The organism is Dorea sp. Marseille-P4042, from assembly GCF_900290215.1.
Lineage (GTDB): Bacteria > Bacillota > Clostridia > Lachnospirales > Lachnospiraceae > Dorea > Dorea formicigenerans.
In genome coordinates this window covers 982,033-1,003,270 of the sequence record NZ_OLMI01000002.1, presented here as the reverse complement: position 1 = coordinate 1,003,270, position 21,238 = coordinate 982,033, and the positions used below count along the sequence as shown (strand labels likewise).

22 protein-coding genes and 1 pseudogene are annotated in these 21,238 nt (G+C 39.3%); 4 read left to right on the top strand and 19 right to left on the bottom strand.

Annotation, left to right across the window (positions count from 1 at the left end; genetic code table 11):
- Positions 1-44: 44 nt before the first annotated feature.
- The 9 genes and pseudogenes from C7E02_RS10405 to C7E02_RS10355 all read right to left on the bottom strand — a co-directional run.
- Positions 45-1,547, bottom strand: a pseudogene (locus C7E02_RS10405) (ATP-binding protein); the annotation flags it as partial.
- On the bottom strand, positions 1,525-1,923 hold the full coding sequence (locus tag C7E02_RS10400) for a conjugal transfer protein (protein ID WP_003061368.1): 399 nt from the start codon (positions 1,921-1,923) through the stop codon (positions 1,525-1,527). The pseudogene C7E02_RS10405 and the gene C7E02_RS10400, both read right to left, overlap by 23 nt.
- A gap of 118 nt (positions 1,924-2,041) precedes the next feature.
- Positions 2,042-2,545: an antirestriction protein ArdA gene (locus C7E02_RS10395; RefSeq protein WP_002323345.1), complete on the bottom strand. Its 504-nt coding sequence runs from the start codon at positions 2,543-2,545 to the stop codon at positions 2,042-2,044.
- A 17-nt stretch (positions 2,546-2,562) separates the two neighbouring features.
- Positions 2,563-3,066: an antirestriction protein ArdA gene (locus tag C7E02_RS10390; protein WP_105309507.1), complete on the bottom strand. Its 504-nt coding sequence runs from the start codon at positions 3,064-3,066 to the stop codon at positions 2,563-2,565.
- A complete protein-coding gene (locus C7E02_RS10385; RefSeq protein ID WP_105309506.1) occupies positions 2,985-3,281 on the bottom strand; it encodes a conjugal transfer protein in 297 nt (98 codons plus the stop codon). Before C7E02_RS10385 ends, C7E02_RS10390 begins: the two co-directional genes overlap by 82 nt.
- 87 nt (positions 3,282-3,368) lie before the next feature.
- Positions 3,369-3,731 (bottom strand): helix-turn-helix domain-containing protein, encoded by a 363-nt coding sequence (locus tag C7E02_RS10380; RefSeq protein WP_021422740.1) that lies wholly within the window; start codon positions 3,729-3,731, stop codon positions 3,369-3,371.
- Positions 3,732-4,080: 349 nt separating this feature from the next.
- Positions 4,081-4,707, bottom strand: a complete 627-nt coding sequence (locus C7E02_RS10375; protein ID WP_105309505.1) for an alpha/beta fold hydrolase — start codon at positions 4,705-4,707, stop codon at positions 4,081-4,083.
- A 695-nt stretch (positions 4,708-5,402) separates the two neighbouring features.
- Positions 5,403-6,017, bottom strand: a complete 615-nt coding sequence (locus tag C7E02_RS10365) for a helix-turn-helix domain-containing protein (protein WP_008393242.1) — start codon at positions 6,015-6,017, stop codon at positions 5,403-5,405.
- A gap of 371 nt (positions 6,018-6,388) precedes the next feature.
- Entirely contained in the window at positions 6,389-7,060 is a 672-nt protein-coding gene (locus C7E02_RS10355) for a helix-turn-helix domain-containing protein (protein ID WP_008393244.1), read from the bottom strand.
- A 496-nt stretch (positions 7,061-7,556) separates the two neighbouring features.
- Here C7E02_RS10355 and C7E02_RS10350 point away from each other — a divergent pair, with 496 nt between their 5' ends.
- The 3 genes from C7E02_RS10350 to C7E02_RS10340 all read left to right on the top strand — a co-directional run bounded on the left by C7E02_RS10350 (position 7,557) and on the right by C7E02_RS10340 (position 10,093).
- Positions 7,557-8,618, top strand: a complete 1,062-nt coding sequence (locus C7E02_RS10350) for a replication initiation factor domain-containing protein (RefSeq protein ID WP_278336559.1) — start codon at positions 7,557-7,559, stop codon at positions 8,616-8,618.
- Positions 8,618-8,821 (top strand): excisionase, encoded by a 204-nt coding sequence (locus C7E02_RS10345; RefSeq protein WP_002607397.1) that lies wholly within the window; start codon positions 8,618-8,620, stop codon positions 8,819-8,821. Before C7E02_RS10350 ends, C7E02_RS10345 begins: the two co-directional genes overlap by 1 nt.
- Positions 8,822-8,899: 78 nt before the next feature.
- Positions 8,900-10,093 carry a tyrosine-type recombinase/integrase gene (locus tag C7E02_RS10340; protein WP_105309503.1) on the top strand — a complete coding sequence of 398 codons (1,194 nt, stop codon included), beginning with the start codon at positions 8,900-8,902 and terminating at the stop codon, positions 10,091-10,093.
- A 100-nt stretch (positions 10,094-10,193) separates the two neighbouring features.
- Here the strand turns inward: C7E02_RS10340 and C7E02_RS10335 are convergent, their stop codons facing one another.
- The 10 genes from C7E02_RS10335 to C7E02_RS10280 all read right to left on the bottom strand — a co-directional run bounded on the left by C7E02_RS10335 (position 10,194) and on the right by C7E02_RS10280 (position 18,688).
- Positions 10,194-10,601: an effector binding domain-containing protein gene (locus tag C7E02_RS10335; RefSeq protein WP_442873150.1), complete on the bottom strand. Its 408-nt coding sequence runs from the start codon at positions 10,599-10,601 to the stop codon at positions 10,194-10,196.
- Positions 10,601-10,843: a DUF3781 domain-containing protein gene (locus tag C7E02_RS10330; protein WP_002347257.1), complete on the bottom strand. Its 243-nt coding sequence runs from the start codon at positions 10,841-10,843 to the stop codon at positions 10,601-10,603. The genes C7E02_RS10335 and C7E02_RS10330 overlap by 1 nt, the downstream gene beginning before the upstream one ends.
- 86 nt (positions 10,844-10,929) lie before the next feature.
- A complete protein-coding gene (locus tag C7E02_RS10325) occupies positions 10,930-11,151 on the bottom strand; it encodes a hypothetical protein (protein WP_002323342.1) in 222 nt (73 codons plus the stop codon).
- Entirely contained in the window at positions 11,152-11,286 is a 135-nt protein-coding gene (locus C7E02_RS10320) for a DUF3789 domain-containing protein (protein ID WP_021739068.1), read from the bottom strand.
- A gap of 12 nt (positions 11,287-11,298) precedes the next feature.
- Complete coding sequence (mobT, locus tag C7E02_RS10315; protein WP_105309501.1) at positions 11,299-12,495, bottom strand: MobT family relaxase; 1,197 nt, start codon at positions 12,493-12,495, stop codon at positions 11,299-11,301.
- Between the two features lie 183 nt (positions 12,496-12,678).
- On the bottom strand, positions 12,679-14,073 hold the full coding sequence (locus tag C7E02_RS10305) for an FtsK/SpoIIIE domain-containing protein (protein WP_105309500.1): 1,395 nt from the start codon (positions 14,071-14,073) through the stop codon (positions 12,679-12,681).
- A 96-nt stretch (positions 14,074-14,169) separates the two neighbouring features.
- Positions 14,170-14,583, bottom strand: coding sequence for a DUF3795 domain-containing protein (locus tag C7E02_RS10300; RefSeq protein ID WP_021738773.1), 414 nt, complete (start codon positions 14,581-14,583; stop codon positions 14,170-14,172).
- 97 nt (positions 14,584-14,680) lie between these two features.
- Positions 14,681-15,064, bottom strand: coding sequence for a YdcP family protein (locus tag C7E02_RS10295; protein ID WP_074048122.1), 384 nt, complete (start codon positions 15,062-15,064; stop codon positions 14,681-14,683).
- A gap of 15 nt (positions 15,065-15,079) precedes the next feature.
- A complete protein-coding gene (locus C7E02_RS10290; protein WP_032684675.1) occupies positions 15,080-15,406 on the bottom strand; it encodes a YdcP family protein in 327 nt (108 codons plus the stop codon).
- Positions 15,407-15,643: 237 nt separating this feature from the next.
- The gene (locus C7E02_RS10280; protein WP_105309499.1) at positions 15,644-18,688 is read right to left on the bottom strand and encodes an SrtB-anchored collagen-binding adhesin; all 3,045 of its coding nucleotides are present in this window, start codon (positions 18,686-18,688) and stop codon (positions 15,644-15,646) included.
- 715 nt (positions 18,689-19,403) lie between these two features.
- Here C7E02_RS10280 and C7E02_RS10275 point away from each other — a divergent pair.
- Complete coding sequence (locus C7E02_RS10275) at positions 19,404-20,780, top strand: sodium-dependent transporter (protein ID WP_105309498.1); 1,377 nt, start codon at positions 19,404-19,406, stop codon at positions 20,778-20,780.
- Positions 20,781-21,238 lie beyond the last annotated feature (458 nt).

Below are 21,238 nucleotides of genomic sequence, written 5' to 3'. Positions count from 1 at the left end.
TGAAGTGCTGTGCCTACTCTTTTCAAGTAGGAACGTTTCGCACCTGATTTTGGGTCTAAGATAACCGCTTGTCCCCCAAAGAGAACAGAGTAGTACACAAGAAGATTGTTGCAGAACGACTTTCCACCGCCAAGCGAACCGACAAAAGCAGACGCTAAAGCGTTGGTAACTGTACCTTTTACACCTTGACTGGCAAGGGACGGTTGCAGGTACACATTTCTTCCCGTATCAACGGAATAGCCCATATAGATACCCGTAGTTTCTCCTAACTGCTGGGTCGCTCCAAAGCCAAGCCCAGCCAAGAAGTCTGATTTTACATACTGCACATAGTCATTGATATATCGCTTGCTGGCAGGAAGAAATTCAGAATGAAGCCCCAGCATATCCCCAGCAGGACGCACCAGCTTTACATTGAGGTCGTCGTAAAAGTCCTTGACTTCATCACAACGGCGTTTCAGCTCGTCAAGATCGGGTGCAGACACCCGTATCACGTAGCTTAACTTATACATACTTTCTTTGCTCTGGTCTAAGTCCGTTTCCAGTTCGTCCACACTGTCTAATGCGTCCACCACATTTGAGCTGGTTTCACTTCCTGCTTGATAAGCGTGATTGTCAAGGTCTTTCAATTCCTTTTTCTTATTTCTTACGGTGGTAAGTGCTTTTCGGTTCTCCACGATTTCTACATTCATAGAAGTATCAACGGGGAATGTGAATTGCTGTTGCTGGAAATAGAAGATTTCACTTGACGGAAAATCAAGCTCGCCTACAATCGCATTGACGGTAAAATAGGACACATAGCTTTCCTTGTCCTCATGTTCCAAGCGTAAATACCGCTGGCTTTCCTCAATCACACACCTTGTCGGACGGATAAGGTCGTAGTATTTTATCAGCGTTTCTTTGTTCAATTTCTTCTTTGGTAGCTGGTACTCATAATCTTCATAGGCAATACCGTCCCTACCGTAAAGATGTTCCATGAGATACCCAAAATCATTGATTTCCAAGCGACGCACCTTAAAGCGACGGGAGATTTTATTTTCCAGTAACTTTTCCATTTTCATGTAACGGTTGATTTCATCATTCGGCATGGAAACAAAGTCATTCATCAGCGTGTGGTTCACTTCATGGAGAAATTCCGTGAACGTCAGCCACGTCGATTTTTTGATGTTCTTCAGATTGAGCTGTTCTTCCGTAACCATGAGCTTAAAGCCGAGAAAAAAGCGGTAGTCCACTTGATTGTCCCCAATCATAGATACTAACGCTTCGGTCTGTTCGTCTATCTTCTGATAGGCAACTTCCTTTAATTTTCCAGTTACCAGCTTCTTTGACTGCTCCTGCATACTTCGTATGGAACTTTCTGTGGCAATCTGCAACGCATGAATTTTACCCTCACGGGACTGTGCGATGAGCTGTCGAAAGCTGTCATGCACGATAAATTTTTGCTCTGCGGATAGAAAAGAATAGTTGTACGGTATCAGCTCATAGTAAGCGAACACCTCATTGTCCTTGTTCCAGACAAGGTTATTGTCAATATATTTTATCGGGAACATAGTTCACACTCCTTACTGCCGTGATTGTTTCATTCAATATCTGCTTATGCAGTTTTACGGCTTTTCCTGCATAAGTGATTTTAGGTCGCAGGGCATAGGTTATCTGTGATTTCAAAAAGCTGTACGGCTTCTTTCCGTCAAAGGTTTTCTGCGACATAAACCAAGTAAGAGCAACGGGAATACCAAAGTATTTGAGAAATGCTCCCTCAATCATGGAAAGTGGGGGAATATCCCCAAACAGAATGATGATAAATTCTGTAATCACAAACCATGTAATCTGTGTAAAAGTAACGGGAAAGGGTAAGTTAAAGTCATTGATTGCATACAAGACTTTTTCCACGTTCCAGATACCCGTGTAGCTTTTAATCTTTTTCAAGTTCTTTCAGCTCCTTTCGTAAGTTTCTAAATAGAAAAGGACAGCCATGTTTCAGACTGTCCCTTAAAAGAGAAATACGCTGTCAGTAACAACCATGCTTGTCGCTGATCTTCCAGCGTTAATATGGTATCTCGCACATACCTCGGCTTGTTTCAATAAAGCAACCACCCATATCCAAATCTCGCCCGTAGGCTTCATAGTCAATGTAGTTCTGTAAGCTGGGTGGAATGTCGCCAAGTGCCTGCAATTCGTCTATGTAGTAGTAGGCAACGTCTGTCATAGTTTCACAGTCGGGATAATAATAAATATCGTCCTTGTGTTCCACGACTTCTTCCAGCGTCCCGTAGTGGCTGATAAATTCGTCCAGACACTCTACGATATAGTCGGGAAGTTCCTCTATCATTTCATACATCTCATTGAGTTCTTCAATGGAAACATACTCGCCAATCGCAATGGGGAAGTTATCGGTATCATGGATAGCGTATTCCTCATATTGTTCATTCAAGCCGATTTTTTCTTTCACATCTTCCTCGTCAATAGGAAACGTGAACCAAGCACCGACTAAATAGCCCTCATTGTATTTGCCAAGATTAGCAATGTAAACCGCCATATCATCAATCATAAGCACCACCTCATTTCCTACTCTGGCAGTTCAAAGATACCGTGTTCCGTTACTAAAAATTTCCCGTGTTCCTGCAAGTGAGAGGCGTAGGCTTCAAAGTCAAAATAGTATTCTTGACAGTCCTCGGATAAATGCTTGAACGTCGGGTCGTTCATCAGCTTTTGCCTTGCAACATCTATCATGCTTTTGCAGTCGGGATAAACCGTAATCACATTTCTGCAAATATAAAGTGCTTCTAAATTTTCATACACCGTAAGTAGTGATACATATTCTTCCTGCATATCACTTGAAAGCTGGCGGTACATAAAATCTAATTCGTTGAGCTGGTACACGCTGGTGTGTTCGTGGACTTCATCAGCATAAGGCAACACCTTTTCGATAATACGATAATCTTGACTTTCTGCACCGATACCTAACTTTTCTTCAAACTCGGCAACATCTATCGGCAGGTCGAACCAGTATGATGTTGTTTCTTCGCCAGTTGTTCCTCTCGTTTCCACCAGCACCCTTGTTTCCTGCATTGTTCCTCACGTCCTTTCTGTTGTTTCATCACATCTTTTAAGGTCTGGTACGACATACCAAACACATATTTAGAAAAATCTTCTAACTGTCTTTCTTCATAGTCGGCAGGGTTCAGTCGTTTCATTTCATGCCATACCTTACGCTTGTAAGAGGGCAGGTCGGAAATGTATTCACAGCCGACGTTTGCCTGCATATCCTTAAAAATATCGCTCATTTCATCACTCCAATCTGAAATTTTGGTAAGAAAAAAGCAGTCAATCCTAAGACTAACTGCTTTTTAAAACATATAAGAACTTATATTTTATTTTGAGAAAAACACACCATAAAGAACGATAAGTGAAAAAAATATTAGCACTCCAGTTCCAATTATATAACATAGTCTAATAAATTTTTTTCCCTCATTTATATCATCGTATATGGAAGATAATTTTTCATTATTTAAATTTTTTTCTCTTACTTCTTGCACGTCAATATCTCTTACCAGTTCATCTAATGTCAATCCAAAGAAATCACTCAATAATACTAATCGTTGAAAATCTGGGTATGATTGACAAGACTCCCATTTTGAAATTGTTTGTCTGGAAACCTTTAGTTCATTTCCCAATTCTTCTTGTGAAAGACCTTTGGACTTTCTTAAATTTATCAGTTTTTCATTAAAGTTCATAAGTAGCCTCCTAAAATAAATTATATTTGCGACCGCAAAATGAGTATTGCAAATATGATGATTTCTTGCAACCAACCTTTGTTGGCAATTTGTCAACCATTCATTACATCAGTATAATTCACTAATATTTGTCATAAAGTAAAGAAATATTAACCACATATAAGTTCATTTTTCATGCTCCAATTATAGCATTCTCATATCAGCACCACAATAAAATTTTACGTACCGATAATCTTATTGAACAGCTCCAACAGACACTATTTCATTACTCCAATCTGAAATTTTGGTAAGAAAAAAGCAGTCAATCCTAAGACTAACTGCTTTGTGTGTATGGATATGAAATTGTTTATCAGACATATTGTTTGAAAAATACATTTAACTTTTGCCCTAGTAGTGTTGGCGTATCTGTATTTACTTCATGTCCTGCATTTTCAATAATAGCTATTTCTGCGTTTTCTATCTGTTGTTGCAATTCTAAAGAAGCTTTTTTATTTATCTTATCCTTATCGCCACAGACAACAAGTACCGAACATGATATTTTTTTCAGTTCATGTTTAAAATTAAGTTCTGTCATAGATTTGCATAGATTGATAAAATCTGTTTTCTGAAAGCCCATTTTTTCAAATGCTGAACAAGGCATAATACGGAATATCAGATTTTGCATTTTTAACAGATACTTTGGCATTTCATATTGTGTGCCTATTAACACTAATGAGTTCATTTTTTCTGGGTGTTCTATCGCATACTGCATAGCAAGAATACCACCTAAAGAAAGTCCACAAATATTTAGCGGTTCTTCAAACTGTTCACAGTATGTTTCCAATGTCCGATACAATGTATCATAACATGGTGTTTTCCCAGAAAGCCAATCTGATAAATTAGGGCATAAAACTTCAAAATCATCATTGAATACTTTTACGGTATCACTCCAACTTTCAGAAGATTGTCCCAAACCATGAAGCATTATATATTTCATTTCATCACTCCTAGATACTGTGTTTCATATCCACATTATAACATTCTCATATCAGCACCACAATAAAATTCTATGCACCGATAATCTTATTGAACAGCTCTAACAGACACCATTTCATCACTCCAATCTGAAATTTTGATAAGAAAAAAGCAGTCAATCCTAAAACTAACTGCTTTGTGTGTGGGGATATAAAATTGTTTTTAATCTTGAATAGGTATCCAAATTTCAATAACTGAATTATCTCTATTCCAATGGAAACGGTAATCATATTTTTCAAAGTGCAGGATAATATTTTTTATAGGGGTATATGGTGTATTAGGAATAATTTGTGATAAACTTTATATCTGATTTTTGATTATCCCTATAAATATTACACTTTCAAGCATTTCGAAGTATAGAAAAACACTCATTTTACCACGAATATACCACGATTGAACGAGCCTTGATATGACGATAAAATANATTTGTGATAAACTTTATATCTGATTTTTGATTATCCCTATAAATATTACACTTTCAAGCATTTCGAAGTATAGAAAAACACTCATTTTACCACGAATATACCACGATTGAACGAGCCTTGATATGACGATAAAATAGCACTAAAAAGACACCATTGACACATTGAAGTGGTGTCTTTTATTAATAAGCAGTCAATCCTAAGACTAACTGCTTTTGCAAAATAAAGGTAATCACTATTTTGTTTGTTTCTTTAGAATAATATAGCTTGCAATCACAACTACAAAGAATACTAACACGAAAACTAAAGTATGAAATATTCCTATCGGATAAGGTGCAATCCACCCTTCTAGTTTGAAAACCAATCCTGAAATATATCCTGTAATCATAGAAATAGGCATAAAAGCAACTCCGATTATATTAAGCCAATTTACATAAAAGGGGGATTTTTCTTCCGATAGTATTCTCGCTATAAAATATCCAACAATCCCTATAGCTTGAATAATCATTGAACCCCAAACTGCTTCCATTGTTTGTTCTGCATACCAATTACCAAATGCACAAAACAGCCCAATAGCAACAAAAGCTGTTGATGATATATAAAGTACCTTACTCGTAAGCTCTTTATTTTTTTGTTCTTTGTCTGCTACTGGTTCAATTCCCTTTAGGATATAGTCAGTTGTTACTCCAAAAAAATCACTCATTATAATTATTTTTTCTAAGTCAGGCGTACTTTGTTCACTTTCCCATTTAGAAACAGCCTGCCTTGAAACTCCAACTTTATCCGCAAGTTCCTCTTGTGATATTCCTTTTGATTTCCTTAAATATTGTATTCTGTCTGCCATATTCATTAGCTAACACTCCTTTCTTTCATGGTGTAATTTTAGCAATATTATCAGTTGCATAGCCACCATTTAGATATGGAAATATGTCAACTGGCAGTTGCAATGATGTTTTTTGACAAATCAGCAGAATATTCTTGCTTATAACGTAATTTAAACATATCCATATTATAACAGTTCCATATATCCGCCACAACAAAAATCAGCACACCCCCCCCTTGACATTTTTCTGTCTTGAAAAATACACACTTTTTCTTTCTTCCTCTTGATTACCAACCACAGAAAAGAAAAAGCCCTGTCAAGAGCCATGCCACCATTGGTGGTGCTTTGCACTCTTTACTGGGCTTTTTGTTTGCTGTATCTTTCATTCAAGAGGAAAATTAAAGACCTCTGTTCCATTTCTCTTTCAGATAATCTTCATAGTCCGTTTCATCAAAATCTAACTGTGGCGAAGTGTCGGGAATGTTATTTCTGCTGTCTATGTCCGCAAGTTGACGGAATATCCAGTCATCATAAGGGTCATGGTATTTATACTCTTTGGGCTGTTCTCTGTATCGGTCTAACCCTCGCATTTCCTTATGTACTTTCATCATGCGTTCTATTTTTTGACGTTGTATCAACTGCTTGATTTCCATAAGTTCTTCTAACTCCGTAACCTCATTGGTAATGTAGTTATGGATATACTGTATGAGTTTGGTTTCCATGTAAAATCTGCATTCTTTTTCATCATTGAAAAATTCATTTTCAGACAGATAATCTAAGGAAACATTGAAGTCCTGTTCCCGTTTGATAATATCCATGATATATGGTTCGGTGTGGTCAATATACTTCCATTCTCCTGATAATAATTCATTGGGCGTTACTCCCAGCACGTCCATTATCTTTTCTAATGTGTCAAAGGTAGGATAATTCACACCCCGTTCAATCTTGGAAAGGCTCTGCATATTGATACCGATTTTATCCGCAAGTTCCTGTTGTTTCATTCCTCTGTGTTTTCTTATGGTCTGTATATTCTCTCCTAAGAAACTGATTTTCTTTTCGTAATGTTCCATAACTTAGTATAACCGCTCCTTTCGTTGCTTTTCTCGGTGTTTATAAGCATATCATACTTAATATTTATTAAAAAGTCAATCAAAACTTCTTGACAAGTAATTCTAATGGCGTTATTATCGTATTAGATAGGGTGATTAAGCACGCTAGGGTCAATCACACGCTTGAGTAAGCATAGAAAAGATATATTTTCACTTTGATAGCATGAATAAACATGGACTATCAGACCGAAAATAAGGTTTCTGACTGGGGCTGTTCCGTTTAGCCACGAGCCTTACAAGGCTCGTGAGCGTTAAGAACGGAGCAGACACAGGAAGAAAGGGAACGCCTTTCGGCGTTCGTAAAGGGCGTATATGTAACACCGCCCTGCGTATACATGTCATAGTACCTAGAAACTGTGATAAATAAAGGAAAAAACACGATTTTTACCCCGCAAAAAAACGGGGCATACGAAAGGAGCAATGCACTATAACTACACACAAAAATTTATCCGTTAAGATTGATTACATCAGCATTGTATTTGAAACGGCAACCGCTGAAGATGTAATCATGCACATTTTAGATTTACCGACTGACATTTTCAATGTTTATCCAGCAATGATAAAATTCAAGACTTATCAAGCACGCTGGCAGATTGGAGATATTTATGTATCGGGGGACGCAAGAAAGACAGAGGATAACCCACAGGGGCTAGGCTGTTATCTTGTTATGACTGGCAGAGGTTGTGATGATATTTTCCGTATTCTCGACAGTAGGAATTATACCTTTGGGGATATGTTTCGACGCTGTGAGCGAAGATACGGACTGGATAACTTTCATTTCACAAGACTTGATATTGCCATTGATGATAAGAACGAAAAGCCATTCTTTACCATAGAGCAGATAAAGAAGAAATGCGAAAAAGAGGAATTTATTTCTAATAGTGAGGGCTACCACTTTGACGAAAGCAAGTTTGATGATTTCGACACCGCAAAGACTGTTTATATCGGTGCTGGTAAATCGGGATTATCCTACCGCTTTTATGATAAGGATAAGGAAGTCTGTTCAAAACATAATAAGACACTTGATGAAGTCGGCAGTTGGAAACGGACAGAAATGCAACTGCGTGATGATAAGGCTCATGTTTTTGCCATGACATTCAAAGACAGACCGCTGGAACTTGGGGAACTGGCTTTCGGGCTATTAGCAAACAACCTACGCTTTGTCGTGCCAAACAGAAATGAAAGTAATAAGAGCAGATGGAAAACGTGTCGGTTTTGGGAACGATTTTTAGGGGCTGTGGAAGTCTTGAAACTGCAAGTACCGAAACTACATAATTCCCTTGAGGAAACACAGCAATGGCTCACAGAGGGTGGCGTGATTTCTGCTGTCAAAAGTTTTTATTTCTTAGAAGAACATGATGCATTAGGTGGACTGGAAAAAGTGGGAACTATGCTTGACAGGGCAAGATACAGCAGTTCCCTTTCCAGTAAATTAACCGCCCACTTACAGAGGATAGACCGTACCGACCTTATCCCCTATATCCAGTATGACACGAAACAAGGGAAAGGGGGTATCTGATGAATAACAACGATATTCCCGTATGGGAAAAATATACCCTTACCATTGAAGAAGCGTCAAAATATTTCCGCATTGGAGAAAATAAGTTAAGACGCTTGGCAGAGGAAAACAAGGACGCTGGCTGGCTCATTATGAATGGCAACCGCATACAGATTAAACGCCGACAGTTTGAACAGGTCATTGATAAATTGGACGCTATCTAGTGCAAATGAGCCTTGTATGTGTTATGATGAACACAAGTCATATCAAGGCTCTTTCCAACAAAGAAAGGAGCAGACACCATGAAAGAAAAAAGACGGGATAACAAAGGTCGTATCCTGCATACTGGAGAGAGCCAACGAACAGACGGAAAATACTTATATAAATATGTGGACGCATTTGGAAACACAAAATATGTGTATGCTTGGAGATTGACACCCACAGACCCGACACCAAAGGGAAAACGGGAAAAACCCTCACTTCGAGAACTGGAACAGCAGATAAGACGGGATATTGAGGACGGTATCGACAGCACAGGCAAGAAAATGACGCTTTGCCAACTTTACGCCAAACAGAACGCACAGAGGGCAAATGTGAAGAAAAGCACACAGAAACAACGGGAACAACTCATGCGGTTATTAAAAGAGGATAAGTTAGGTGCTAGGAGCATTGATACGATAAAACCCTCTGACGCTAAGGAATGGGCGTTACGCATGAAAGAAAAAGGCTTTTCCTATAACACCATTAACAACCATAAACGCTCGTTAAAAGCGTCATTCTATATCGCTATACAAGACGATTGCGTAAGGAAGAACCCTTTTGATTTCAAGTTAAATGAAGTCCTAGAAAATGATACCAAAGAGAAAGTCGCATTGACAGAGGAACAGGAACAAGCCTTATTGTCATTTATTAAGATGGACAATGTGTATCACAAGCATTATGATGATGTGCTGATACTGTTAAAAACAGGACTTCGCATCTCGGAACTGTGCGGACTGACAGTAGCCGATATTGATTTCAAGAATGAAGTTGTGATTATCAACCATCAGTTATTAAAGAGCAAGGAACAGGGCTATTATATTGAAACGCCTAAAACAAAGAGCGGAATAAGGCAAGTACCATTAAGCAGAGAAACAATACAGGCATTTCAACGGGTTATGAAAAAACGCCCAAAGGCAGAACCATTTGTGATAGACGGACGGAGCAATTTTCTGTTTGTCAATCATAAAGGCAAACCCAAAGTTGCGATTGATTACAATGCCTTATTTATCCGTATGGTAAAGAAATACAACAAGCACCACAAGGACAATCCCTTGCCACATATCACACCGCATACGCTACGCCATACATTCTGCACAAGGCTGGCAAGCAAGAACATGAACCCAAAAGATTTACAGTATATCATGGGACATTCAAACATCAGTATCACAATGAACTGGTACGCTCATGCGTCCATAGATACCGCAAAATCAGAGGTTCAGCGTCTAATCGCATAAGAAGTATTTACCACGATTTTAACCACGATTGATAGCGAAAATATAAGAAGATAGACCTAGATATGTGAGGTTTACCACAAAAGCAAAATGCCCGTAGAGCCTATAAAATAAGGCTTTGCGGACATTTAAGAAGATATAAAAAGATAGTCAAAAAGACATATATAATTTCCTGATAAATTTTTCCATAAGTTTCATATATTTTTTCCATAGCACCGATATGCTCCATGACCAAATACTTATAAGACGGTATTTCTTTATACAGAAAGTTGTCTGGAATAATAGTTCGCTTTGGTATAGAACAGAAATAATAAAGTTTTCCATTTCTCCGTTCCATAAAAGCATATTTTACCCAATTTCCCGATTGTGAAAGATATGATTTCTTCAAATTACTGTTAAACTTTCTCCAAAACTGCGTACTAATCTGAATATTCCTTTTTTGGTAATTCGTAAGCTCTACTTCCTGCCCAATAACTGAAAATGCGTCTAATTCTCTTATAGAATAATTCATCATTTTACTTTGTGAGCAGTGATAATGGTATAACTGTACGCATTTATTGTAATGATACAATTATCAATCGTTATGTACCAGTTTTTCCCTTTTCTTATAATTTCTGCATTAGAAAGACTGATTTTTTCTTTGCACCATTCAATCACGTTTTCTACATTCAAAGATAAGTTCTTTTTAATTCTAATAACGCCAAGTTCAGTTGTATGAAGTCTATCCAAGTTTTCCAGTAATTCATTTGCCATATTTTGACACCTCATTTTTCAACAGATTTATTTGTATATTTCATATCCCAATTATATCATTCTCATATCAGCACCACAATAAAATTTTATGCACCGATAATCTTATTGAACAGCTCTAACAGTACATCTTTCACACCGCCAGCGTTGAATACCAAACCGACAGCAATCAAGGCAACTACCAAGAAGCCGATAAGTTTGGAAAACTCACGCTTGAAACCTAAGTAGATACCGATAACCACAATCGCCATAAGCACTAAGCTCTGTGCGTTTGATAAAAACCATTGATACAAATTTTGCCCGAAATTCATTTAATTGTCCTCACTTTCTCTTAATTGTTTCATTTTATAGTCGGCTTCTTTGCCGACGCTTAACATACACATCAAGACCACGCCGATACCCATTCCCATAGATACCAGCAGGAAGTCTTTTACTAATTCCCACATTTTTTATCACTCCTAACTTTCTACTAAATCTTTTGCAGGGGTCGTCTGCTGTTTGATTATCATTTCATGCTTTTCTGTGAGCTTTGCCTGCTGTTCGATTGTTTCCATGTAGTCTGTGCCGTTTCCTTTATCAATCCTTTTCAGCATTTTCAAGGTCGGTGCTACCTGCCTTTGTACCCAACGCAACGTGCGGTCTAAGGTATAAGGCTCTGGCTTTGTCGTCAGCTTCAAACTCTGTCTGTTATCGCCGATAAACCAAGCCCAGCGGTCATTGAGTTTCCAGTCATTTTTTCGCTTGTCTGGTTCTTCATCAACAAACCGCACATACTGGTTGATGATAGAAAAGGCGGTCTGCTCTGCGTCATAATAGGTCAGCAAATCTCGTACTGCATAATAGGCACGTTCATTCCGAAGCCGTATCTCAAAACGGTTGATAATGTCGGCTTCTTCAAGCGGTGTCCCTAACTTGATATACTGCTCATAGTCCTTTTCATAGATACAAAAATACACATCTGATTTCAGCGACCCAAGATAAAGGGTACGTCCCATATATTCTCTGTCGTCCTCTCTGTGCTTGATAAGCTCGCCCGACTGGTAAAACTTATAACTTCTGGACTTTCCGATATATTCCCGTTTCCTGCATTTTTCCGCAAGCTCTGGAATATCCAAAATGCCCGTATGGTCGTTGATAGCAAGGTCGATACGCTTCATCACGCCACCGTCTACCAATGCGTCCATGAGAAAGTCATACCAGCTTCGTTGCTGTGCCAGCAGGTAACTTTCAAACTGTCGGCAACCACGCCCCTTTAACTCTAAAAGGACACCTTTTTCTTCGTCAGCCGACGTATAGATAAAGATGTCCCCTAAAGAATAATGCTCCGTATAACTGTAACGCCCGTAATCTTCATGGAGCATATAATTGATATTCAGTTTTAATATATCTTTGATGATGTGCTGTATATCCAGCGTGGGAAAACGAATTTTCACATAATCAAACAGCATGGTAAGCGGTGCTTCTGGATTGAACCTTGCCAGTTCTTTATGCAGAGTTTCCAGAAGTTCCTTTGACGGCTTCATTTTTCCGCTTTCTATCTTGTTGAGATATTCCCTTGTGATACCAGAAGCCACCGCCAGCCTGCCTTGTGAGATACCGTAAGCAATCCGTTTCTCCCGTAATTCTTTTATCCATTGTTCTTCATTCAGAACCATACCCCCAATCTGTAAAGTGTGAAGTTTTTTAAGGCAACTTCACAGCCGATTTTTGCTAGGAAACCATGCCAGAAGCCTTATGTTTCCTATGTTTTTTGTCTATTGTCTATTTGCAAACGTACCCCTCTGTTAGATACCGAGGGGTTTTACCTGCTGGCGTGGCTGACGCCACACCAGCAACGGCTAGTCCGTGCCGTCGCCTTTCGCTTCGCACGTCGCCGTCCCGTCCTGCCTTGCTTGTGCAAGAGAACCGATAGTCTGTAAAAAATCATGTCCTTTCGGGACTAAAGGCGTATAAAATTCACTTATGACGCTTGTTCCCACATCACAATAGCCACGCCCTTTGATACGCTTCTGGAAAAACTGTTTCTTCACATCAGAACCAAACAGCATACCGTAACCAAGCTCACTGATACGCCCCAGTCCTACACGAAAGTTGAAGTTATCCCTTATCCCGTCCGAGAAATACTTTGCGTCTGGTCTTTGACAAGCAACGATAAGGAAATAGCCTGCTTGTCGTCCCAACATAACGATTTTCTTTAACTGGCTAAGTAAGCTCACGCTTTCTTTTGTCCCCAGCATTTCAAAAAACGCCACATATTCATCAAAGATAAGAAAGCAGGGTGGCAGTCCCAGATAGGCGTAATTTTCGCCCGTCTTATAGTTCGGGTGTTGCTTCATTTCCTCACTTCGCTGTACCATTCCCTCATAAAAAGCATTGACGCAATCAATCATTTCTTCTTTGGTGTGAAAAACGTTCGGCATGACTGTTCCTAAGTCCGCAAGGTCGGCGTTCTTTGGGTCTAAAATGTAAAGGACAGCGTTGGTATGCAGTAGAGCTTCAATGAGCGTCAGCAGAAAATAAGTTTTACCGCCACCCGTCCCACCAGCAATCAGAGCATGAGGAAGTGCGTCATATTCCCAGACAAGATTTTTCATCAGCCTAAGACAACCGTTCTCTGCCCGTACTTCATCAATGGTAATGCGGTTTGCTATCATATCATAAAGCAGGGTATATTCGATATAGCCGTCATGCAGGGTCTTGTCGGTCAGTTCGCAATACAAGCCACTTTCCAGTTTATCCTCTAACCGTAAAAGCTGGTCTTGATATTTTCCTAATGTGATTTCACAGCGGATATGAAGCAGTCCTTTTTCCATTTGATAGTAAATCTTCGGAAACCAGACGATTTTTTCCCTTGATCTGCTTTGCAGGTCAGTAAAAAAACCGCTGTCTTGTACGGTATCGGCTTCATACCACTTATTTTCCAGTATCATTCTTGCCAGCTTTTGACAGTGCAGGAGCTTCTTGAAACTGTCGTAACAGAAGCGGTAATACAGAAAAGCGACCAATGCACAAACACCAGTCGCTATCAGTATGGTTATGAAGTTGTAAGGGGAAAGCGTCAAGCCGTTTTCTAACAATCTGAAATGCTCCCAATCGGTACGCATGAGCTGTTTGATATTCAATAGCAGAAGAACCGCCACGAACACAAACAGAAGCGTCCCTATGGAAAAGTGGTAGACAATGTGCTTGTCGCTGGCTCTGATACGGTGTCCTTTATTAAAAATCATTCTCATAAATCAATCACTCCTTTCTGGGTACGAAAAAAACAGTTAATCCTAAGACTAACTGCTTTGTGTGTATGGATATAAAATTGTCAAACTGAAATTTTGTTATTTCATTTTTTCTTGACATTCGCTACATTCTTTATCGTGAATAGAAATAATGCCACCGCATTTAGGACAAGTATATTTTATTTTCTGCTGTTCCATGAAATGTTCCAAACCATGTCCTTGAACAAAACGGCTATTTTCTATAAGACTTGCTTGATACCGTTTATTATAGCTTTTTTCAAGATTTTTAATCAACTTACATGGATATTCAGCACATTCAAAACAATAGGATAACGATTTTCCTTTGATGCAATCCTTTATTTTGCATTTACGACAATGTTCTGGTTTCCCTTTATCACTATTCAAGCACCCAGAACAAGGTTTTTTATTGTAACAGTGCTTATAACAAACCTTACAATTCATTCCGCATGGGGCAAACATGCTTATATCAATTTTTTCTTTTGACATTTTCATAGTTGTTTGCTCCTTTCAATTCTAATTTGTCGCTTTCTTCATACCCATATTATAACAGTTCCGTATATCCTCTACAACGAAAATCTATTCAGCAAGTCTATTTTTTCGGTTGTCCCTGCGGTGTATGGTTCTGTGAAGTGCCTGTGTTCTGATTGCCTTTATTCTTCAACACAATATCTTCTGCCTTTACATACCAATCCACATCAGCACCCGTATAGGTCTTTCGTGATACCGTATCGGCTACGGGATTGACAAGTTCCACAACTGCATTGTACGGAAATTCCCTTAACGGTACTTCTGGCGGTACAGACACGGGGATAATTCCACCGTGCAGACTGCATTTCAAATCATAGATACGCTTTTTAAGCTGGCTGCTCGGTGTCCCGTCCTCATTCTGCAAGAACACATCACGCACCGCTGTAAATTTTAATTCTCCAAATGTTTTCTCTCTGTCAATAACAAACCCGTTTGATAATCTCATAAATTCTTCACTCCTTTACTTTTCTTCAACTGCTACAATATCATCAGCAACTAGCACATAATCGGTATGTCCCATATCCCCGATTGCGTAACCTCTGCCGTATAACTTCGGATTGACAAGTTTTACTTTCTGCTCATACTTGAAATGCTTTTCGCCAGCCTGCACGGGAATTTCTACCACAACATTTTCCCCTCTCTGCACATCTGAATAAAGGTTGTAGCTTCTTCTTGCGAAAAATCTGCGGTTATCTTTATCTCTGTCAAAAACATGGTCGCTTTCGCCTGCAAATTCAAGAGTTCCAAAAGACTGTGCCATATCTGGCACGACATATTTCATTTCCATATTGTTTTACCTCGTTTCTTTCTATATTTGATAAGTTTTTTGATTGTGATTTCTTATTCTGGCGGTTCGGGAAGTACCAGCAATCCCACCGATAGTAAAGGGTAAAATCAATGCTTACGCACCCTTGACTATCCGTGTTCTTGCAGGTTGTTGGCAGACAAGCCAGAATAAGCGGAAGTCTGCCTTTGACAGCTTCGGCGGAGAGCGTGATTTTCCTTTTTTCATATCGTTACCGCCTTATGATTTCTTTATTTTACAGCGTTTGTAGAAGAAGATACTTGCCAGTCCAGCACCAGAAGTCAAAAGAAGTGCAAGCAGTCCGTAAAGGTTGGTGTTATCGCCCGTTTTGGGACTGTCGCTAGGTCTGCTAGGCTTTTCTGGTGTCGGTGGTGTTTCGGTTTTCTCTGGTTCTTCTGGCTTTTCTTTAAAGGTAATCGTCTGTCCCTTATCCTCAATATCCTTATGCTCGGTAACTTTCTTCGGTTCGTCTGGATTGCTTAAATCGTATAATTCCTCAAAAGCTACAAGCTGTTTACCGTCAAGAGAAGTAGCGTCAAAGGTAAAGATAACTTCCACTTTCATAGTTTCGCTGTCAGCAGTAAAAGTGTAATCACTTTCCACACGCTTTCCATTGATAAGAAGTTCTGCATTTTCTTCTTTCAACATCTGCCAGCCCACAAGTTTGTACTGTGTACCGACTTCTAAGCCCTCTAAGGTTACGGTATCAATGATTGTAACGTCTTTTCCAGCTTCAAGCTCTTTGTTGCCGTCCTTATCCGTAGCAGTCGTATGAATTTTGATGATACGCTCTGTGATAAGTACGGTCTGCCCGTCGTCCTCAATGTCTTTGTGTTCTGCAACTTTTACGGGTTCGTCTGGATTGCTTAAATCATACAATTCTTCAAAGGTAACAAGGTTTTTGCCACCTAAAGCAGACGCATTGAACGTATAGGAAATTTCCACTTTCATTTCTTCCTCATCAGCGACAAAGGTATAATCGTTTTCTACACGTTTCCCGTCAATGATAAGCTCGGCGTTTTCTTCCTTTAACATCTGCCAGCCTTTGAGCTGATATTTTGTGCCTTTTGTAAGTCCGTCTAATTTGACCGTATCAACGATTGTAACCTCTTTTCCTGCAAGGATAGTCTTTTCGCCGTCCTTGCTGGTCGCTGTGGTATGGATAGAGATTTCTTTTTCGTATTCATCAGTCAGCGTTCCTAAATCAATCACAAGATTATTTCTTGATACCACGATTTCAAAAGGTGGGATAAGTTCAAAGCCTTTGTTACTATCAGAGCGTAATTCTTCAATGATGTAGGTATCATAAAGTAATGCACCCTTGCTGTCGTCTGGTTCAGAAGTCCCAAACCACACACCGTCCTCACTGGTCTTTCCTGCGTTTGTATTGTGCTTATGAGAAGCCCATTCAGCAGAAGTGGAGAATTGCCCGTTATCATCAGTTACCACTACATGATTTTCACCCGTCGTCTTGCTTGTGATCCTAAAGGGAACATTAGCAAGACGCTTGTGTGTACCTGCACCGATTTTTACACCCTCAATATCTCCACGCTTAATCTGATTGTAGATAGAATGAGCTTCGTCGGTTAAGTCCACGATTTTTCCATTTTCTGTGATTGTAAAATCAATCGGTTTTGCACCGTCAGTTAAGTAACCGTCGGGAGCTTGTTTCTCAACGATACGGAAATTTCCGTAAGGCAAAAGGTCAGCGGAAGTAGAAGCGATACCCTCAATGTCCGTATGGATTGTTTTTACGACTTCATTTTTCTTGTATAGCTTGCCCTCAACCAAAACAGAATTATCATTTAAGGAAATGATGTCAAAGGCAGTATCTTTCAAGGTTGCACTTCCTTGTGGTTTGGTATCGCCCGTTTCTAAATCTCGTTTCTGAATTTTGACACCGCCACGAATGACTTTGTCTGATACAGAAAACTGGTTACTTCCAGTTAATACGGCAAGGTCGCCGTCCTCAGTAATCTGTGTAAGGTATAAGCCTTTTATCTGTTCTTCACTACCGTTTGCCTGCATATATGCACCGTCTAATAAGTAGCCCGTTGGTGATTTTGTTTCTTCGCAAGTTAGTGTACCAAGAGGTAAAACCGCTTTTCCGTCCTGCATATAGAAACTGTCGCCAGATACTTTGTATGCGTCTGCTAATTTTGTGATGTAGTGGGTTGTCCCGTTGCTGTCTGTTTCAGCGATTGTCTTTGTAACCCATGTACGAGTAGCTTCGGCAGGGAGATTGTCTTTATTATAGAAGCCTGCATAATACTTCCATGTAAATTCCGCACCTGCTAAAGAAGCGCTCCCTTGCGGATTGTCTTTCTGTGTTTCCATATCAATCTTGAAAAGCTCAATCAAAGTGTCCGTTACTTTTGGCGTATCAGATACTTTCAATGTTGCTGTCTTTCCAGCTTCAACCTTTAAGGAATATACAGTTTTATCCACTTTATATCCTGCTGGTGCGGATAATTCCTTGATATAGACTGTGCCTGCTTTTACCTCTACAATATCTGTATTTCCGTTTTCATCAGTCGTAAGGGGAGCAAGCTGTTTCGTGCAGTCCTTATCAGAAAAGACACCATAGGTTGCACCTGCAATAGAGTAATTCCCGTTACCGTCTGTAATGCTAGTATTACTGGAAGTCTTTTGTAATTTCGCATTTCCGACATTCAGCTTCGCCCAGAATTGTCCCAATTCCTGCCCCTCGCCAGAGTAGATATAACCGCCACATTCATAGCGTCCTTTATTTTCTTTGACAAAGGCTCTTGCACCAGAGAAAACTTCGTCCTGCGTTGCCTTTGGAATTTCATCATAAGAAGCTCGCACGTTATCACATTGCCAGCCAAGATGTACGCTCAATCTCTGCCAGACTACACATTGTTCCAACAGATAGACTTGCTTGTAGTTCAATTCCTTGTGAGTTTCGCCATACTGTTTGACATACTCTAAGGATAACGCCACATCTGAAATCTGGTCGGCACTCATGCGTGAGCTTGCGTCAGCTCTGGTCTTGTAGCCATTCTTAAAATCTGTATTGATGTCGATACAATAGGCAGTTTCGCCCTCGACTTTCATATAGCCCTCATTGAATGTCGAACCGATAGAACCGTCATTCATTACTTTTTCAATGATACCGACACGCTCTGCACTTTCCGTCCAGTATTGCTTACTTTCTGCATGGACAGGTGTAATCGGTAAAGCAGTAACGACAGTTGCAAGAACTAAGAAGCCCGTACACAATCGTTTCCATGTCTTTTTCATAAATCTAATGCTCCTTTCATTTTGGGTAATAAAATAGCCGTCCAATAAGAACGGCTGGAAATAGAAAAGGAACGTCATTTTAGGCGTTCCATAATCTATAAAATATTCAATTTTTTATACTGATGTGTTGCTCATCAAAATCTCAAATTAAGGTTATTTGACACCAATTTTGACACCAATTTTTTGTATATTGACGATTTTTGATGAAATATGATAAATTCATAAAACCCGTGAAAAGCCTGTAAATAGGCACTTTACGGCACTCTATGAACTAAGACAAAAGCTACGCTGTAATAACAAGAGATGAGTGCTAATTGTTTTGTGAAAAATCTGTGAACTGTTTTTTTGTATAAAAATAAGAGGTTGTGGCACTGAAATTTCAATGCTGTAACCTCTTATTTTCAATATTAATATTTTTTTGCTGCTTTTCCAACATATTCTTTTGTGTCCATGTTTTCAAATCCCTTTCGTTTTCAGATGAATTTCATTATACAGTATTTTATTCGACAGAACAATATGATTATACTGAATACATCGCAGAAATACACTGCTTTCTACACTAGATAAAAGGTGTGATTTATGATAAAATGAATCAATACGGCAAAAGATAAATCAAGAATAGCCGGGATTAATTTAAAGCCAGGGCATAGAGGCTTTGGGCGTGAGAAAGGGAAAGCCTGATCTGCAATAAGAGCAGATCAGAGGTAAAAGAGAGATGGAAACACAAAAGAACAAAAGAAGCACCTTTTCGGGGAAGATAGGTTTCGTACTGTCTGCGGCGGGTGCATCAGTAGGATTGGGAAATATTTGGAGATTCCCGTATCTTGCAGCAAAGTATGGTGGAGGAATTTTTCTTCTTATTTATATTTTGCTCGCATTGACATTCGGTTACACAATGATTGTTGCCGAATCAGCTTTGGGACGTATGACAAGAAAAAGTCCTGTAGGAGCATTTAAAGCATTTGGAAAGAAAGCGGGGTGGCTCTCCTTTGGAGGCTGGATCAATGCAATCATTCCAGTGCTGATCGTACCATATTATTCCGTGATCGGAGGCTGGGTCATTAAGTATCTGATTGAGTATGTGAAGGGAAATGGTATAAAACTGGCGGCAGATGGATATTTTTCTGAATTCATTTCAAATGGAGCATCGACAGAAATCTGTTTTGTAATTTTCTGTATGTTCACATTGTCGATCATCTATGCAGGTGTGAGAAATGGAATCGAAAGGGTTTCAAAGTTCATGATGCCGATTTTGGTCGTTCTGTCTGTCATTATTGCGATTTATTCGGTGACAAGACCAGGAGCTATGGCAGGAGTGAAATATTTCCTCGTGCCGAATCTGAAGAACTTTTCATGGATGACGGTTGTGGCAGCTATGGGACAGATGTTCTATTCCCTGTCTATTGCTATGGGTATTCTGATTACATTTGGCTCTTATATGAAAAAAGACAGTTCCATTGAAGATTCTACAAGAAATGTAGAAGTATTCGATACAGCAATTGCAATTATGGCAGGACTTATGATTATCCCGGCAGTTTTTGCATTTTCCGGAGGAGATCCGGATACACTGCAGGCAGGTCCGGCATTGATGTTCATTACAATCCCGAAAGTATTTGCAAATATGGGATTTGGAACAGTTGTAGGAATTTTATTCTTCCTGTTGGTATTATTTGCAGCAGTGACAAGTTCTATTGCACTGACAGAAAGTGCAGTTTCGACCTTTGAAGATGAGATTGGCTGGAGCCGAAGAAAATCTACAGCCGTAATCGGAATTATAATGATTGCCCTTGGAACATTATCCTGTCTTGGATATGGACCGCTGGCATTTGTAGAAATCATTGGAATGCAGTTCCTGGATTTCTTTGATTTCCTGACAAATTCAGTGATGATGCCAATCGCAGCTATGATGACAAGTATATTTGTATCAAAAGTAGTTGGCATAGACCGCATAGAAGAGGAAATCAGACATGGGGAAGCTGCGTTCCGCAGAAAGAAGATATTTGTAGTCATGATTAAATATCTCTGCCCGATTTTTGCTATGATTATTCTGGCAAGTTCCGTGGCAAACGCATTTGGCTGGATTTCCATGTAAATATGTAATTTATATACCATAAAATAATCCCTGGCAGGTACACGCGTGATAGTACCTGCTATGGGATTATTTTATTTTGAGGAGAATTCTATTTTCACATAAAAGAAATGCTTGGCAGGTTAAATCCACATAAATTACAGACCAGTATTATGGTATGATAAAATAAGCTTAACAAATCAAGAAAGTACGTAAGAAAAGGAGAACTTTACTAAGGGAATTGACTGGGGAGAAATATTAGATGTAGAAGGCGCAGATATGGTAGAGGTTTACAATGAGAATATACCGGAAGAGGATTCTAAGTATTATGGACTAGTAGTAGAAAATCATTATTCAGGATCAGGGGATACTGTTGGGGCATATATTTATAGCATAATGTGGCACTTTAACCAAGCTGTAGCTTCCTGGTGTTATCGCGGTCTAACACATGTGTTAGAGAGAGATCCCGAGGGCCAGTACCA

Coding starts and splice junctions, on each gene's coding strand:
- C7E02_RS10395 (WP_002323345.1), bottom strand. CDS start 2,545: ATGATTGATGATATGGCGGTTTACATTGCTAATCTTGGCAAATACAAT.
- C7E02_RS10390 (WP_105309507.1), bottom strand. CDS start 3,066: ATGCAGGAAACAAGGGTGCTGGTGGAAACGAGAGGAACAACTGGCGAA.
- C7E02_RS10385 (WP_105309506.1), bottom strand. CDS start 3,281: ATGAGCGATATTTTTAAGGATATGCAGGCAAACGTCGGCTGTGAATAC.
- C7E02_RS10380 (WP_021422740.1), bottom strand. CDS start 3,731: ATGAACTTTAATGAAAAACTGATAAATTTAAGAAAGTCCAAAGGTCTT.
- C7E02_RS10375 (WP_105309505.1), bottom strand. CDS start 4,707: ATGAAATATATAATGCTTCATGGTTTGGGACAATCTTCTGAAAGTTGG.
- C7E02_RS10365 (WP_008393242.1), bottom strand. CDS start 6,017: ATGAATATGGCAGACAGAATACAATATTTAAGGAAATCAAAAGGAATA.
- C7E02_RS10355 (WP_008393244.1), bottom strand. CDS start 7,060: ATGGAACATTACGAAAAGAAAATCAGTTTCTTAGGAGAGAATATACAG.
- C7E02_RS10345 (WP_002607397.1), top strand. CDS start 8,618: ATGAATAACAACGATATTCCCGTATGGGAAAAATATACCCTTACCATT.
- C7E02_RS10340 (WP_105309503.1), top strand. CDS start 8,900: ATGAAAGAAAAAAGACGGGATAACAAAGGTCGTATCCTGCATACTGGA.
- C7E02_RS10335 (WP_442873150.1), bottom strand. CDS start 10,601: ATGAATTATTCTATAAGAGAATTAGACGCATTTTCAGTTATTGGGCAG.
- C7E02_RS10330 (WP_002347257.1), bottom strand. CDS start 10,843: ATGGCAAATGAATTACTGGAAAACTTGGATAGACTTCATACAACTGAA.
- C7E02_RS10325 (WP_002323342.1), bottom strand. CDS start 11,151: ATGAATTTCGGGCAAAATTTGTATCAATGGTTTTTATCAAACGCACAG.
- C7E02_RS10320 (WP_021739068.1), bottom strand. CDS start 11,286: ATGTGGGAATTAGTAAAAGACTTCCTGCTGGTATCTATGGGAATGGGT.
- mobT (WP_105309501.1), bottom strand. CDS start 12,495: ATGGTTCTGAATGAAGAACAATGGATAAAAGAATTACGGGAGAAACGG.
- C7E02_RS10305 (WP_105309500.1), bottom strand. CDS start 14,073: ATGAGAATGATTTTTAATAAAGGACACCGTATCAGAGCCAGCGACAAG.
- C7E02_RS10300 (WP_021738773.1), bottom strand. CDS start 14,583: ATGAAAATGTCAAAAGAAAAAATTGATATAAGCATGTTTGCCCCATGC.
- C7E02_RS10295 (WP_074048122.1), bottom strand. CDS start 15,064: ATGAGATTATCAAACGGGTTTGTTATTGACAGAGAGAAAACATTTGGA.
- C7E02_RS10290 (WP_032684675.1), bottom strand. CDS start 15,406: ATGGAAATGAAATATGTCGTGCCAGATATGGCACAGTCTTTTGGAACT.
- C7E02_RS10280 (WP_105309499.1), bottom strand. CDS start 18,688: ATGAAAAAGACATGGAAACGATTGTGTACGGGCTTCTTAGTTCTTGCA.
- C7E02_RS10275 (WP_105309498.1), top strand. CDS start 19,404: ATGGAAACACAAAAGAACAAAAGAAGCACCTTTTCGGGGAAGATAGGT.